The 15,974-nt window shown below is 41.3% G+C and carries 14 protein-coding genes; 3 read left to right on the top strand and 11 right to left on the bottom strand.

What is annotated here, in order from left to right; translation table 11 throughout:
* The gene (locus E7T07_RS05040; RefSeq protein WP_135709815.1) at nucleotides 1-1,314 is read right to left on the bottom strand and encodes an NCS2 family permease; all 1,314 of its coding nucleotides are present in this window, start codon (nucleotides 1,312-1,314) and stop codon (nucleotides 1-3) included.
* Between the two features lie 179 nt (nucleotides 1,315-1,493).
* On the opposite strand from E7T07_RS05040, the gene galE reads away from it, so the two are divergent.
* From galE to adk, 3 genes are all read left to right on the top strand, one after another.
* Complete coding sequence (galE, locus tag E7T07_RS05035) at nucleotides 1,494-2,510, top strand: UDP-glucose 4-epimerase GalE (protein WP_135709814.1); 1,017 nt, start codon at nucleotides 1,494-1,496, stop codon at nucleotides 2,508-2,510.
* A gap of 169 nt (nucleotides 2,511-2,679) precedes the next feature.
* Nucleotides 2,680-3,957, top strand: coding sequence for an AmpG family muropeptide MFS transporter (locus E7T07_RS05030; protein WP_135709813.1), 1,278 nt, complete (start codon nucleotides 2,680-2,682; stop codon nucleotides 3,955-3,957).
* Between the two features lie 626 nt (nucleotides 3,958-4,583).
* The gene (adk, locus tag E7T07_RS05020; RefSeq protein ID WP_135709811.1) at nucleotides 4,584-5,228 is read left to right on the top strand and encodes an adenylate kinase; all 645 of its coding nucleotides are present in this window, start codon (nucleotides 4,584-4,586) and stop codon (nucleotides 5,226-5,228) included.
* A gap of 94 nt (nucleotides 5,229-5,322) precedes the next feature.
* On the opposite strand, the gene argG is transcribed toward adk, so the two are convergent.
* From argG to E7T07_RS04970, 10 genes are all read right to left on the bottom strand, one after another.
* Nucleotides 5,323-6,657, bottom strand: a complete 1,335-nt coding sequence (gene argG, locus E7T07_RS05015) for an argininosuccinate synthase (protein ID WP_135709810.1) — start codon at nucleotides 6,655-6,657, stop codon at nucleotides 5,323-5,325.
* Between the two features lie 148 nt (nucleotides 6,658-6,805).
* Nucleotides 6,806-7,126, bottom strand: coding sequence for a BrnA antitoxin family protein (locus tag E7T07_RS05010; RefSeq protein ID WP_135709809.1), 321 nt, complete (start codon nucleotides 7,124-7,126; stop codon nucleotides 6,806-6,808).
* A 285-nt stretch (nucleotides 7,127-7,411) separates the two neighbouring features.
* A complete protein-coding gene (locus E7T07_RS05005; RefSeq protein ID WP_135709808.1) occupies nucleotides 7,412-7,846 on the bottom strand; it encodes a hypothetical protein in 435 nt (144 codons plus the stop codon).
* Between the two features lies 1 nt (nucleotide 7,847).
* Complete coding sequence (locus E7T07_RS05000) at nucleotides 7,848-8,327, bottom strand: hypothetical protein (protein WP_135709807.1); 480 nt, start codon at nucleotides 8,325-8,327, stop codon at nucleotides 7,848-7,850.
* A 104-nt stretch (nucleotides 8,328-8,431) separates the two neighbouring features.
* Nucleotides 8,432-9,661 carry a porin gene (locus E7T07_RS04995; protein ID WP_135709806.1) on the bottom strand — a complete coding sequence of 410 codons (1,230 nt, stop codon included), beginning with the start codon at nucleotides 9,659-9,661 and terminating at the stop codon, nucleotides 8,432-8,434.
* A gap of 199 nt (nucleotides 9,662-9,860) precedes the next feature.
* Nucleotides 9,861-11,306 (bottom strand): tRNA uracil 4-sulfurtransferase ThiI, encoded by a 1,446-nt coding sequence (thiI, locus tag E7T07_RS04990; RefSeq protein ID WP_135709805.1) that lies wholly within the window; start codon nucleotides 11,304-11,306, stop codon nucleotides 9,861-9,863.
* 94 nt (nucleotides 11,307-11,400) lie between these two features.
* A complete protein-coding gene (gene selD / locus E7T07_RS04985) occupies nucleotides 11,401-12,441 on the bottom strand; it encodes a selenide, water dikinase SelD (protein WP_135709891.1) in 1,041 nt (346 codons plus the stop codon).
* A gap of 89 nt (nucleotides 12,442-12,530) precedes the next feature.
* Nucleotides 12,531-13,121 (bottom strand): DNA glycosylase, encoded by a 591-nt coding sequence (locus E7T07_RS04980; protein WP_135709804.1) that lies wholly within the window; start codon nucleotides 13,119-13,121, stop codon nucleotides 12,531-12,533.
* Between the two features lie 46 nt (nucleotides 13,122-13,167).
* Nucleotides 13,168-14,994: an excinuclease ABC subunit UvrC gene (uvrC, locus tag E7T07_RS04975; protein ID WP_135709890.1), complete on the bottom strand. Its 1,827-nt coding sequence runs from the start codon at nucleotides 14,992-14,994 to the stop codon at nucleotides 13,168-13,170.
* 112 nt (nucleotides 14,995-15,106) lie between these two features.
* Entirely contained in the window at nucleotides 15,107-15,910 is an 804-nt protein-coding gene (locus E7T07_RS04970) for a DUF4198 domain-containing protein (protein ID WP_135709803.1), read from the bottom strand.
* Nucleotides 15,911-15,974 lie beyond the last annotated feature (64 nt).

Here is a 15,974-nt window from a genome sequence, read left to right as displayed (position 1 = left end):
TTAAATTGCCCACCCAAAAGCATAGAAAGCGACTAATGCAATTGCAATTAAGACCGTTCCTACGTTTAAGTTCTTGATATCACCTGAAACAATGCGACCAATCACAAGTGCCGCAAAGCCAAGCATGATGCCTGTAACGATATTTGCAGTCAAGACAATAAATACCGCGCAAACTAAACCACTCATCGCACCCACAAAATCAGCAAAGTCTAATTTGCTCACATTGCTTAACATGAGTAAACCAACATACATTAATGCCGGCGCAGTGGCATAATTAGGCACTAAATTTGCAATAGGTTGGAAAAATAGCATCAATAAGAAACCAATCCCCACCACAACCGCTGTAATACCGGTCTTACCACCTGCAGCTGTACCTGCGGCAGATTCAATATAAACAGCAGCCGGCGCCGTACCAAAGACACCAGACATTAAACTGCCCACAGAGTCAGATGTTAAGGCTTTGCCACCATTAATGATTTGCCCATCTTTATCTAATAGGTTAGCCTGTCCGGCAACTGCACGGATCGTACCTGTTGCATCAAATACCGCTGTCATTACAAGCGCGAATACCACAGGTAAAATCGCAGGTTGTAATGCACCTTGAATATCCAATGCTAAGAAAAGTGATTGCTCTCCGAAAGTTGGCATTTTAAAAATTTCGCCACCAAATTTCACATTGGGATCAAAAATTAAACCAACAATAGTAATTGCAATAATCACCCATAAAATTGCACCTTTTACTTGCAATTTTTCTAAGCCAATAATTGCCGCTAATCCAAGTAACGACATCATCACAGGGAATGACGTAAATTCACCGAATTTAACCGGAAGTCCTGCTTGGTTGCCAACAACCGCACCGACACCATTTGCTGCAATTAAAAGCAAAAATAAACCAATCCCAATACCTGCACCATGCGCAATACTTGCCGGAAGGTTACGTAAAATCCAAGAACGAATTCCTGTCGCGGAAATTACGGTAAATACTAACCCCATTAAAAATACGGCACCTAATGCCACAGGGATACTCACTTGTTGACCTAGCACTAAGCTAAATGCGGTAAATGCCGTCAATGAAATGGCACAACCAATCGCCATTGGTGCATTCGCCCATAAACCGATTAAAATCGATCCTAAACCGGACACCAAACAAGTCGCAATAAATACGCTCTCAGCAGGAAAACCTGCCGCACCAAGCATATTTGGCACAACAATCACAGAATAAACCATCGCTAAAAACGTGGTTAAGCCTGCAATAATCTCTTGTCGAACATTCGAGCCACGAGCTGAAAGTTCAAACGTTTTTTCTAAAGACATAAGTCACCTTTTTGATTAAAAGTCAAAACCGCGCGTATTGTACCGAAAAGAGCCTAATTATGAAAGTAAAACACCTTAAACTGCGGTTAAAAATAATGGATTTTTCACAAATCTACTTTTGCTTGCTTATTAAAGGATCTATACTTGTCATCTCTTTATACTGTCAAAAGGAATGATCTATGGCAATCTTAGTAACCGGTGGTGCCGGATATATCGGCTCACATACCTTAGTCGAATTATTAAACAACAATCGTGATGTTGTGGTGTTGGATAATCTTTGTAATTCCTCGCCAAAATCCCTTGAGCGCGTAAAGCAAATTACGGGTAAATCGGTAACATTCTATGAAGGCGATATTCTAGATAGTACATTATTACAACGCATTTTTGCAGAAAACAGCATTGATGCAGTGATTCACTTCGCAGGCTTAAAAGCCGTAGGTGAAAGTGTTCAAAAGCCGATTGAATACTATCGTAATAACGTAACCGGTTCACTTAATCTCATCCAAGAAATGCGTAAAGCCGGCGTGTGGAATTTTATTTTCAGTTCATCATCAACGGTTTATGGCGATCCTGAACGTATTCCTGTCACAGAAGATTGCAAAGTGGGCGGCACAACCAACCCATACGGCACATCAAAATTAATGGTAGAACAAATTTTAATGGACATTGCTAAAGCCGTGCCTGAATTTAGCATTACCCTACTTCGCTATTTCAACCCTGTTGGTGCTCACGAAAGTGGATTGATCGGTGAAGATCCAAATGGTATTCCAAATAACCTTATGCCGTACATCAGTCAAGTGGCGATTGGTAAACTGAAAGAATTATCTATTTTCGGTAACGATTACGACACCCAAGACGGCACAGGCGTGCGTGATTATATCCACGTTGTGGATTTAGCCGTTGGTCACGTCAAAGCCTTAAATCGTCACGAAAATGACCGCGGTTTGCATATTTATAACCTAGGTACCGGCGTGGGTTATTCCGTTTTAGACATGGTTAACGCGTTCAATAACGCGAATGGTATTGAAATCCCTTATAAATTTGCGCCACGCCGCGCCGGGGATATTGCCGTCAACTATGCAGATGCCGGCCGAGCGGCAAAAGAATTGGGTTGGAAAGCAGAACGTGGTCTGGAACAAATGATGAAAGACACTTGGAACTGGCAAAAAAACAACCCGAAAGGCTATAAAGATTAATCAAATTCCAGTTTGATTACTACCTAGCGCGAGCCGTGCTAGGTTTGTTAAACTCAGCCCCGCTGGGCTGAATAGAAGAGCCGCAGAGCGGCTCAGATTAAATAACCCTATACGGCTCGTATAGGGTTTATCAATATTCGGCAGGGCGACATATTCGCCCCTTTTTATTATGCAAAAACAATCATCGCTTATTTCTCAAATATTTAGCCGTAATATGCTTATTTGCGTATTCACGGGTTTTAGCTCAGGGCTCCCCCTGTATATTATCACTTCCCTACTGCCTATTTGGCTGCGCTCAGAGCAAGTCGATTTAGAATCTCTCGGCTACTTTACTGCGGTAACCTTACCCTTTACGTGGAAATTTCTATGGTCACCTTTATTGGATCGCTATGTTCCGCCATTTTTAGGTCGCCGCCGTGGTTGGATGTTCATTTCCCAAGTATTGCTGCTTATTTCCTTGGCATTATTCGGATTTTTAGATCCCAAAACCCACTTTGGGCTAACGCTCATTGCCGGACTTGCCACCCTTTGCTCCTTTTTCTCTGCCAGCCAAGATATTGTGTTAGACGCGTTCCGCCGCGAAATCTTATCTGACGCTGATCTCGGTTTAGGAAACAGTATTCACGTGAATGCTTATCGCGTATCAGGCTTAATTCCAGGTTCATTATCTCTCATTTTGTCTGATCATCTCCCTTGGCAAACAGTCTTTATTATCACCGCGCTTTTTATGCTACCGGGGATTCTAATGACCTTATTTCTGAGCCGTGAACCCCAAATTGAACTCAAAACAAACCGTACGTTAAAAGAAAATGTGTTCGAACCCTTTAACGAATTCTTTAGCCGTAAAGGACTATGGGGCGCGCTAGGCATTCTTGCCTTTATTTTTCTCTATAAACTGGGCGACAGTATGGCAACGGCACTCATTTCCCCTTTTTACTACGATATGGGCTTTTCCAAAACCCAAATTGGCATTGTGGCTAAAAATGCCTCCCTATGGCCAATGGTTATCGCTAGCATTGTTGGCGGCGTGATTATGCTCAAAATCGGGATCAATAAAGCGTTATGGCTATTTGGATTCGTACAAATTATTACTATTTTAGGCTTTGCTTGGCTCGCCAATCACGGACGCTTTGAGCAAATTGGCACATACGAACTCACCGCATTAAGCTTGGTTATTGCGGCTGAATTTATTGGTGTAGGACTCGGCACATCGGCTTTTGTCGCCTTTATGGCACGTGAAACCAACCCACTTTACACCGCAACCCAACTGGCTTTATTCACCAGCCTATCAGCCTTGCCTAGAGCAACGATTAACACGCAAGCAGGCGCATTAATCGAATATTTCGGTTATTACCATTATTTTTGGTTCTGCTTTTTCTTGGCCATCCCTGGTATGATTTGCTTAATTTGGGTGGCGCCGTGGCGTGAAAAAATTAAGATTGGATAACACAGCAAAAACCATTATAATAAAAACGTTCAGGGCTAGCGCTCCCCGAACGTTAGGGTCTGTTTATCTTTCAATAAAAGGCTGCGGCGGAGCTTATTTTTTGCCCAATCAAGGCAAAAAAACTGCCGTTTAGTCATTCTAAACAAAGTTTTTTTAACACAGAGTGGGCAAAAAAGAAGCCCGCCCCTTCGGGTTGTGCCTAAAAAGGCCATCGGCGTTGTTGTAAAACTTGTAAATAGTCCCGCTATTAACTGCGTTTTACGCCTAGCCGATGGCCTTTTTAGGCGACAACGCAGCTTTTTATTGAAAGATAAACAGACCCTAAGGTTATTCTGCAATAAGCCAGTTCCAGTGCTACTATGTAGCAATAGGCACAACAGAATAACAATGATTAAACGAATAATTCGTTTCATATCATGCTCCTTGTGAAAATAAATCACAAGATCTGCTACAGCCCCGCTAGCTGCGAACTGGCGGGACTGCTAGCAGACCCACCTACGCCATTTCAAGCGCACCATCATTATACATAAATACTATACTTTTGAACAGTCATTATCTCGTTATTCATTTGCATTTTCTCTAAATTCACGTTAAAGTAACCGCACTTTTTATTCAGGAGAACAATCATGAAAATTATCCTTTTAGGCGCACCCGGTGCAGGTAAAGGCACTCAAGCACAATTTATTATGAATAAATTCGGCATCCCACAAATCTCAACCGGCGATATGCTTCGCGCAGCAATCAAAGCAGGAACCGAATTAGGTAAACAAGCGAAAACCTTAATGGATGCGGGTCAACTCGTTCCTGACGATTTAATTATCGCATTAGTACAGGATCGCGTTGCACAACCGGATTGCGCAAAAGGCTTCTTATTAGACGGTTTCCCACGCACAATCCCACAAGCTGACGCACTAAAAGCAGTAGGCGTAAGCATTGACTATGTTTTAGAATTTGATGTGCCGGATGACGTGATCGTGGAACGTATGAGCGGTCGCCGCGTACACCCGGCTTCAGGTCGTTCATACCACGTGGTTTACAACCCACCAAAAGTGGAAGGCAAAGATGACGTAACCGGTGAAGATTTAATTATCCGTGCAGACGATAAACCGGAAACAGTTTTAGATCGCTTAAAAGTCTATCACACTACGACTAAACCACTGGTTGACTACTATCAAGCAGAAGCCAAAGCAGACAACACAAAATACTTCCGTTTAGACGGTACACAAAAAGTGGAAGATGTCAGTGCGGAATTAGATAAAATCTTAGCCTAAACATCAAAAATAAGATAAAACAAAAACCCCTATACAGCTCATGTTGTATAGGGGTTAATTACAAGTGCGGTTAATAAAACGCTGTTTTTACGGCTTATCTTTTACCTAACTGCGGTAATACTGAATCTTTACCGGCAACTAATAAGCCCGCTTGTGAGTACACACCTAATTTATTGCGCGTATCCACAATGTCTAAGTTACGCATGGTTAATTGACCAATACGATCTACCGGATCAAATGGCGCATCTTCGACTTTTTCCATACTTAAACGTTCAGCGACATAAGTTAAGTTTGGTGAAACAGTATCTAAGATGGAATAGTCATTACCACGGCGTAATTCAAGGGTCACTTCACCGGTAATCGCGCGCGCAACCCAACGTTGTGCCGTTTCACGAAGCATTAAGGCTTGTGGGTCAAACCAACGACCTTGGTATAACAAACGACCTAAACGTAAACCGTTAATACGGTATTGTTCAATCGTATCTTCGTTATGAATACCGGTCACTAAACGCTCATAAGCAATATGTAATAACGCCATTCCCGGGGCTTCATAAATACCACGTGATTTCGCTTCAATGATACGGTTTTCAATTTGGTCAGACATACCTAAACCATGGCGACCGCCGATACGGTTTGCTTCTAAGAATAATTCAACGGCATCAGAGAATGTTTTACCGTTTAACGCCACCGGCACACCTTCTTCAAAACGAACGGTCACGGTTTCCGCTTTTACTTCAACATTTTCATCCCAGAATGCAACGCCCATAATTGGTTTTACAATTTTAATGCCCGTGCTTAATAACTCTAAATCTTTCGCTTCATGCGTTGCACCAAGCATATTAGAGTCTGTTGAATAAGCTTTTTCCACTGACATTTTGTAGTTAAAGCCGTTCGCAATTAAGAATTCAGACATCTCATGACGACCGCCCAATTCATCAATAAATTGTTGGTCTAACCAAGGTTTATAAATTCTTAAATTTGGGTTTGTTAATAAACCATAACGATAGAAACGTTCAATATCGTTACCTTTAAAGGTAGAACCATCACCCCAAATATTTACATCATCTTCTTTCATTGCCGCAACAAGCATTGTCCCTGTTACCGCACGACCCAATGGAGTTGTGTTAAAATAGGTAATACCACCTGTTGAAACATGGAACGCACCTGATTGAATTGCGGCAATACCTTCATGGGCAAGTTGCGTACGGCAATCAATTAAACGGGCGTTTTCTGCACCATATTCCATCGCTTTGCGTGGAATTTCATTATAATCATCTTCATCAGGTTGACCTAGGTTTGCCGTATAAGCATAAGGCACCGCGCCCTTTTGGCGCATCCATAACAATGCGGCAGAAGTATCTAAACCACCGGAAAAAGCGATCCCCACTTTTTCGCCTTTTGGAAGACTTTGTAAAATTGTGTTTGACATGTTTATTTTCCTACTAGTTAAGCGTTTGCAAGTCGGCATATTATGCGTGTAAATCGCTTTTTTTTCAATAAATTTGACCGCACTTTGACAATAAAAAATAATGCTTACCCACTCTCCTTTACATCAAATAAACGCAATACAAACAAAACTACATCGATTTTGCAACATAATCTTCCAGCACTTGGTTCATTCGACTTTGCCACCCTTTGCCTGTGGCCTTAAAAGCGTCAATGACTTTACTCGAATAACGAATGGTTACACTGACTTTTTTCTCTTCTACAGGAGGACGACCGCGTTTGCGTTCGCGAGACCAAAGAACCAATTGCTGTAATTCCGGAGGCATTTCTTCAAATTTTAATGCCCGTTTAAAATCTTCATCCGTCCATTCCGGGCTTTCATCATCAATAAATTGATCCGCATCATCGTAATAGGGATCAGCTAATTGTTCTTCTAGTGTTTTGATCTTCATAATATGCTCTCACTTCTCTGTTATCTGACGTAAGTTGATGTCCACATTAAACTCTCCTTTTCTATTTTCGTCAATATTTGTAACTACAAAAATCACTTCGATATTATGTTATTTACAGATTTAAGAGAAACATCAGATTTTAGATTAAATCTCGATCCTGCAAGGACATATTGCCTATGTCCGAAAATGCGAAAACAGCGTGAGATTTATGTAGGGTGGGCATCCTTGCCCACCGAAAATATCATCGAATATAAATGGTGGGCAGGAATGCCCACCCTACATTTCTTAATCACCAAATAATGGATTTTCAGGATCATCTTCTTTTGGAAATGGAACGTGAATAGGCGAATAACCTACAATCACAATCTCAGTTTCTGATAATTTTCGGTAGTGAATAACGGCTGCTGATGTTAACCCGTCTAAATTCAATTTAAGCTGATAGGTTAATGCTCGGATTGGAACATTAGGATCAAATTCACCACAATGGTAATGCCAAAAATTAAAGGCTTGATAGCTTTCCGTATCAGGAATAATATCTAAGTTGTCATCTAACCAAGATGGTTTATTTTTTCCTAGTAATGCTTTGTCATTTGAAACATATTCAACAAAATCAAGTAATAACTCAAACTGTACTTCATTCAAAAATGGAAAATCGACAAATTTAGTATTATTGGTTTTACCCAATTTAAACTCATCAGAAATTAGCACATCAATCGCCATATTAGTGCCCTAACAATGCTTGTCTAATTTCATCACGATTTGAACCATGTTTAATCATAATACTTGCTGGTGAATTTACTCGAGACAGCAAAATATGATCCGCTTCTTTTTTGTATTCAATCGCTTGATAAAGTTGGTTTGTCTTTTCTACCGTTTTAGCAAAATTATCAAGCAATTCAACATCGGCTTCAGCTGAAAAATGCGAACGTAAGCCATTTAATAGATGTTCAGATTGTTTTAACAAAGCGGCAATATCAATACCTTCTAGACGTTCAAATACCGAATGATCTTGAGAAGCCATTTTATAAAAAGTATCAAGCAACGCTTCTGCAACAATAACAATTTCTCGCAACTCAGATTTCATTGAAATTTGTTGTTGCTCTACTGTCTGTAAAGTATTTGTAGCCTGCATTTGGAATGATAACGGCACAATCGCTAGAGCTGAGCTAATCGCGACACTCGCCAAATTGAGTGAAAACATAATATCTCTCCTATTTGTTGTCGTCATTTTATACAATATTTCATCAAAATCAAAACAAAAACCCGATCCTAAGATCGGGTTTGAGATTTTAGCTAATCAACTGATTAGAAGTATACGCGAACACCAACACCGTAACGATGATCTTTCGCTTTTGCTGTGCCATCAGCGTATCCAGTTACACCAGCACCCTCAATTTTAGCTTTGCTGTTAGCTTTAACATGTGAATATGCATATTCAGCATAAGTCACAACATTTGGAGTAAATGCATAGTCTGTACCAAGGATAAATACGTTTTCAGTTAATTTACCACCGTTTTCAACGCTTAACTTACCAGCAACAGAACGTAAGAAGTTCGCATCACGCACATCGAATGCTAAACCATCTGTGTCGCCTTTATATACGTTGTGTTCCCATGCTGTATATACAGAAGCGTTTTCTAAGTAGTTGTATTTCGCTGCAACTTCTAAGAATTTACCTTTACCTGCGTCTGTATGACCATTTTCAAATTTAGTTTCGCCGTATTCTACGCCAAACTCAGCCGGACCATAACCTAATTTAGAAGCCACACGCCATGCTTTTTCTTGTGAACCAGTTACATTAGAGGCTGTGTCATCATCATACTTAGTTACTGTATAACCTGCATTTAAGTTTGCTTTTAAGCCAGAGAAGTTACCTTCATAGAAAGCTACAGCATTGTAACCATATTTAAGTTTACTGCTATCTTGAACCATAACGGTTTTACCGTTAGCATCTTTAACTACATTACCGTCAGCATCAAGTTTTGCTGTCGTTGCTTGGTTATCATCTTTTGTTGATTGACCAAACACATAGTCAGCACCAAAGCCTAATTTTTGACCTTCTGCGATTTGAAAATCAGTAGAACGGAAAGAAAGAACTTTATCGCCGCCATCTAATACGTTGTTGTTGCCGCCAAAGATATAAGCGTTATCGTTGATTTGGATCGCATCACCGTTAGTATCTTGTTTACCGAATGTTACACGACCGATATCTTTCGCTTCAAAACCTAACCATAATTTGTTAGTTTTGATATTGTTAAATGATTGTTGAGTATCCCAACGGTCGCCACCATCGTTAAAACGTAAACGAGTGAATGCGATTGCTTTTAAGCCGTTGCCTAAATCGTGTTGTGCTTTGAATTCGATACGAGATTCGTTGTTACGTAAATCGGTACGTTCGTTTTCGTTGAATTTACCAATCATAACATCTAAACGACCGCCAACATCAACTGTTGTGCCTTCGTTGTTATAAACTGTTGTTGCGCTTGCAGACGCTGCTGCTGCCGCTACTACTAATGCTACTAATGTCTTTTTCATAATTTAATTCCTTATCAGAATTTATTTTTATAACAATTTCCATTTGAACTTTCAGCAAAACTAAAAGTCAAACATCGCTTAAATCCTTAAGCAGCCGAGATATTGCCAAAGAAAAATTATGCCGTCAATAAAAGTTCCCGAGAATTTCTCAAAAATCTGATCAAGATCACATTTTTTATGTAAACGATTGCTTTTTTGATTATTTTCTAAACACTTTCACATTGGCAAAGCCATTTTCTTTTAAATATAAGGCTTGCAACTTGCTCATCACGCCGCGTTCGCAATACAACACATAATTTTTGCTTTGATCTAAACTGCCAAATTGAGATGACAATTTGTAGAACGGCATTAATTTCACTTCATAACCGTCCAATTCAAAAGGGGCTTCATCGGTTTCTTCCGGGCTGCGAATATCTAAAATAATGTCGTTGTCGCTTAAAACTGACACCGCGTCCACTTCCACCACTTCGCGCTCAGTTTGTTCCGCAATGTCGCGAATATCCAAATATTGCGCATTTTCCACCGCACTTTGTAGCACATCAAAGTTAAAATGCTGCTCTTCTGCTAAGATTTTTTCACGAATAGCTTTCACCGTTGGATTTTTAGAAATCACCCCACAGAATTCAGGCATAGATTTAGCAATATCATCCGTACCAATTTCACGCGCCATAGCAATAATTTGCTCTTTGTCGTGGGTAATCAATGGGCGCAACACCAAGGCGTCCGCCGCTTCATCAATTAAACGCAAATTGGTTAAGGTTTGGCTTGAAACCTGCCCAAGGGCTTCGCCTGTAACAATGGCTTCAATGTTAAAGCGTTCCGCCACTTTGCTCGCCGCGCGCACCATCATACGTTTTAACACCACGCCCATTTGCCCATTATCAATTTTCTCAAGGATCTCGCCTACGACATCTTCAAAATTAATGGCAATAAAACGGACTTTGTGTGACGTGCTATAACGGCTCCAAATATGATACGCCATTTGTTTCACCCCAATTTCATGAGCAGCACCGCCTAAATTGAAGAAACAATAATGCACACGAGAACCGCGGCGAATTAACATATAACTCGACACGCCCGAATCGAAACCGCCCGAAATTAAGGATAAAACATCTTCTTGCGTACCAATGGGGTAACCGCCGATACCTGCGTGGCGCGCGTTAATAAAGAGCAATTTATCGTCTTCCACTTCAAGACGAACCGTCACATCGGGATTTTTTAACTTCACTTTCGCACTTTCAATATGTTGGTTCAACCCACCGCCCACATAACGTTCAATTTCCAAGGAACTAAAGCTATGTTTGCCACGGCGTTTCGCGCGTACGCAGAAAGTTTTTCCGTCTAATTCGTCACGCATACGCGCCAAGGTTTGCTCAAAAATATTGTGCAAATCCGTAAAAGGCTGTTCTTCCACTTCTAAAAAATGGTGGATTCCCGGAATACGTTGCAAGGTATCAATAATTTCTGACTTGCGATCTTCTTGTTGTGAACGCACTTCAATAAAATCCCAATGGCGCACTACGGCAACGTCAAAATCACGGGTTAACACATTGCGGATATTGCTGGTTAAAATTTTGATAAAACGCTTACGAACACTGTCGCTTTTAATCATAATTTCAGGAAAAAGTTTAACGATAAATTTCATGGTCATCTCTCTGATAAAAAATTTCGGTGATTATACCGATTTATCCCCAAAATAAAAACCGCTGCCTAAGCAACGGTTTTTATTCGATAGAAAGTTAAGCGACAGCAATCAAAATACCATCATCACGCAACGGTAATAACTCACCCACGGCAAACAACCGCGATCCTGCTTTTTCAGCAGCGGCTTTTACTCGCTCAACTGCCTCTGGGCGAACGGCAATCAGTAAACCACCTGAAGTTTGCGGATCACATAAGATCGCTTTCTGTTGTGCTGTTATTGGGCTAATTTTGTCACCATAACTATCAAAGTTACGCTGAGTACCACCGGGTACACAGCCTTTTTCAATATATTCCACAACGCCATCAAGGGTTTGAATTTTATCAAAATTGACCACCGCACTGACGCCTGAACCTTCGCAAATTTCACGCAAATGTCCCAATAAACCAAAGCCTGTGACATCGGTCATCGCCGTTACGCCATCAATTTCAGCGAATGCCGAACCCACAAGATTCATTTCACACATCGTTTTTGCCGCTAGTCCTTGATGTTCGGCTTTGAGCTTGCCTTTTTTCTCCGCCGTGGTCAGTACGCCAATCCCCAACGGCTTAGTTAAAAATAGCTGATTACCTACTTCTGCAGAAGCATTTTTCTTCACTTTATCCGTGCTAATGACGCCCGTGACGGCTAAACCAAAAATGGGTTCCGGTGCATCAATTGAATGTCCGCCTGCTAACGCAATCCCTGCTTTTTGGCAAGCAAAACGACCACCGTCTACAATGCGCTGCGCCACTTCCGGTGGTAATAATTTAATCGGAAATCCCAAAATCGCCACGGCCATAATAGGCTTACCGCCCATTGCAAAAATATCGCTAATGGCGTTGGTTGCCGCAATTTGTCCAAATTCAAAAGGATCATCCACAATGGGCATAAAGAAATCCGTAGTACTAATAATCCCAATCCCATTGCCAATATCATACACCGCGGCATCATCCGCTGTATCATTCCCGACTAACAAATTCGGGTCTACAAACGTATTCAGTTGAGTTTGCAAAATCGTCCCTAATACCTTAGGAGATATCTTGCAGCCACAACCTGCGCCATGGCTATATTGGGTTAAACGAATGGTATTTGCCACCGTGTCGTTCAACGCCCCTTGAAGTGCGGTCAAATCTTCTTCCATTTTAGCTGTCCTTTTTTAATGAACGTTATGGGATTATACGCCTTTTACAAAATCCCTGCCAACTCGAAAAATGCGCGATAGGCGGCGGCTTTTTTCTCTAAGCTCAAGGGATAAGCGCGTGATGTGGAAGGAACCCGATATAATTTCAACGCACGCCCTGCAAAAGGAAAATCAATAAATTCGTTGGTTTTAGGCTCTTTTAATTTTTCAGGCACAAGACTAAACAAGGCTTCCGTGGCTTTGCCTCCCGTGGTAAAAATCCATTGGCAATGGGGAATTTGTTTAAGAACATCCGCCAGCGGCACAGGCTCGACAATCTTTAAAAATTTATCAGAAGCATTACCTTGTTCTCGAATGGCTTTCCACACCGTTGGGCAAGAAGCAATGCCACGTTCCATTAAAAATGCTTTTATACGTTCGGCATCAAATCTCTTTTCACCTTTGACTTGAAAATATTCCTTATCATTAAAAAAGATCAAACCATAAATCCGCCACATATCATTTTGAAAATTGGGATAATGAAACTCCATACAACGTTTCTCGGCAGTTGGCGGAAAGGTTCCCATCATCATCACCGTGGCTTTTGGTGGTAATACAGGTGGAAACGGATGGGTTTCAATAAGTGGTTCTAACATAAAAATTCTCTCTTTTTTACCGCACTTTTTTGCAAAATCGTGACTGTTAACTATGCAAAGTCTCAAAAATAGTTTCCGCTAAGGATTTTGAAATCCCCGGCACGGACGCAATTTCATCCAAAGTGGCGTTTTTCACGCCTTGCATGCCACCCAAATATTTCAGCAATGCCTGACGGCGTTTTGCGCCTACGCCTTCAATGGTTTCTAACCCGCTTTGAGTAAAGGCTTTTTGCCGTTTTTTACGGTGTCCTGTAATGGCATGATGATGACTTTCATCGCGAATATGTTGGATCAAATGCAAGGCTAAACTATCAGGATCTAAATTCACTTCTCGTCCTTCCTTGCTCAAAATCAGCGTTTCCTGCCCGGCTCGGCGATCAACGCCCTTTGCCACCCCAATTAAGTGCGGTCGGTTTTTATCCCATTTTACATTCAATTCGCGAAATACTTGCAAGGCGCGATTAAGTTGCCCTTTGCCGCCGTCAATAAAAATAATATCCGGGATTTTTTCAGGCTCTAAATCACGGTCGTAGCGTTTTTTCAAGGCTTGCTCCATGGCAGCATAATCGTCTCCCCCCGTAATCCCTTCGATATTAAAACGGCGGTAATCAGATTTAAGTGGCCCGGCATCGTTAAAGACTACACAAGAAGCAATGGTTTGCTCGCCCATGGTATGACTAATATCAAAACATTCCATTCGCTTGATTTTTTCAATACCCAGCAATGCCTGCAAGGCTTGATAACGCTCGCTAATTAAGGTGGTTTCTTTTAATTTTAATGCCAAAGCGGCATTGGCGTTCATTTGCGCCAATTGCAAATATTTCGACTTCGTCCCTTTGGTGTTGTCTTGAATACTGACTTTACGCCCTACTTGTTCCGTTAACAGGGTTTCGATTTCTTCTTTTGCCTCTAATTTGTGATCCACAATAATGCTATTTGGCACGGTGCGCCCTTGGTGGGCTTGCAAATAAAATTGCCCCACAAAGGTCGCGGTCAATTCCGATAAATCCGTATTGGCCGGCACTTTCGGGAAATATGAACGATTGCCCAACACTTTGCCTTGACGAATAAATAACACCTGCACGCAAGCCACGCCGTGTTGATAAGCAATGGACAAAATATCCATATCGTCCAATCGTTCGTTGCTCACAAATTGTTTTTCTGTTACCGCGCGCACTGCCTGAATTTGATCGCGATAACGCGCGGCATTTTCAAAATTCAGCGCTTGGCTGGCTTGTTCCATTTTGCCAATTAAATGATCTAACACTTGCTGATCTTTGCCTTGCAAGAACAAGCGCGCATAATCCACTTGTGCGTTATAGTCTTCATCGCTCACAAGCCCTTCCACACAAGGCGCGGCGCAACGCCCGATTTGATATTGCAAACAAGGGCGCGAACGGTTTTTATACACGGAATTTTCACATTGACGAATCGGAAACAACTTTTGCAATAACGACAAGGTTTCACGCACCGCGCCGGCGTGTGGATAAGGCCCGAAATATTCCCCGATGACTTTTTTGGATCCCCGATAAGCGGTAATCCGCGGATGGCGTTCTTTGGTCAGCAAAATATAAGGATAGGATTTATCATCACGCAATAAGACGTTATAGCGCGGTTGGTAGGTTTTAATGTAATTATGCTCAAGCAGCAACGCTTCCGTTTCCGATGTGGTAATGGTGGTTTCAATACGCGCAATCGCCGCCACTAAGGCTTCGGTTTTTTTGCTGCTTAAATTAGTACGAAAATAGCTGGATAATCGTTTTTTGAGATCCTTGGCTTTCCCCACATAAATCACCGTATCGTTTTTATCAAACATACGGTACACGCCGGGATCGTTAGTCACATTTTTTAGGAAGGTTTTATGGTCGAACATAATAGTTAATTCAAGCACTTAGATACAATAAAACCCTTGCAAAATAAACAAGGGTTTACATTATTCTCATCGGAATGTGGCAAATTATGCCGAATTCAAGCTTAAATGGCAACTAATGATACTGTCTACCAATATTAAAGGTTAAAGTCGCATAATGTTTTGCTTTTTGGCATTGTTGTGGGTCTTTAAATGGCACTTCGTGTGTAATTTGTGCCTTCCAAAATCCTTGACGAAGCGGAATAATATCCACTGTGCCATCATCCCCCGTGATATCTGAAAAGGCTTGGGCTTCTACTTTATGGGTTTTCGTGTTATCTGCAGTATCAAAACCATCAAAGGTTGCCGTTAAGGTGGCGCCTGCTAAAGGTTCACCGCGGAATAACACTTTGACTTTAAAACGATCACTGACATTGATATTGGCCGGGTTATCCATCGGCACAATTTCCAGTTCATGGCCGATTTGTTTGGTAATCACATCAATACCCGCACTTTCATGCCCAACATTCACAATATTTTTGCCATACATCGATGTTAACTCGCAATAGCTTGCATTGGGTGTGTCTTTCATATCTGCTTGTTTCCAACCCTCGGCATTTTTTGACCAAAAGGTGGGCTTGTATTCTGCCGCCACAATATAACTACCTTCTTTAACAGGTTTTTCCGTTTCAAAGTGATAGTTATGTTCACCTTTTTGCACTAATTTCTGTTTTCCCGTTTGGGTAAACAAGGTCACACCACGATCAAAAAAGCTTAAACGTTTTTCAGGGATCGTTTCTAAGGTTGGAAATTCCCCATAACCTAAATCTGCTTTTAAAATTTCATCACCGTGCGTGTGATCGGTTTGCATCCAAACTCGGTGCGCTTGTGCTGAAAATGCACTTGCAACAAGGGTTAAAAATAAAACTGTTTTTCTCATTAGATGACCTTTCCTATTGATAAAAGATAAAAGGAAAATAAGCATAACGGCAAAATTTACCTTT

Origin of the sequence: Actinobacillus porcinus (genome assembly GCF_901764995.1) — a bacterium.
GTDB lineage: Bacteria > Pseudomonadota > Gammaproteobacteria > Enterobacterales > Pasteurellaceae > Exercitatus > Exercitatus porcinus.
Note: the sequence above shows the minus strand (reverse complement) of the source record. Positions and strands in the feature narration are given on the sequence as shown.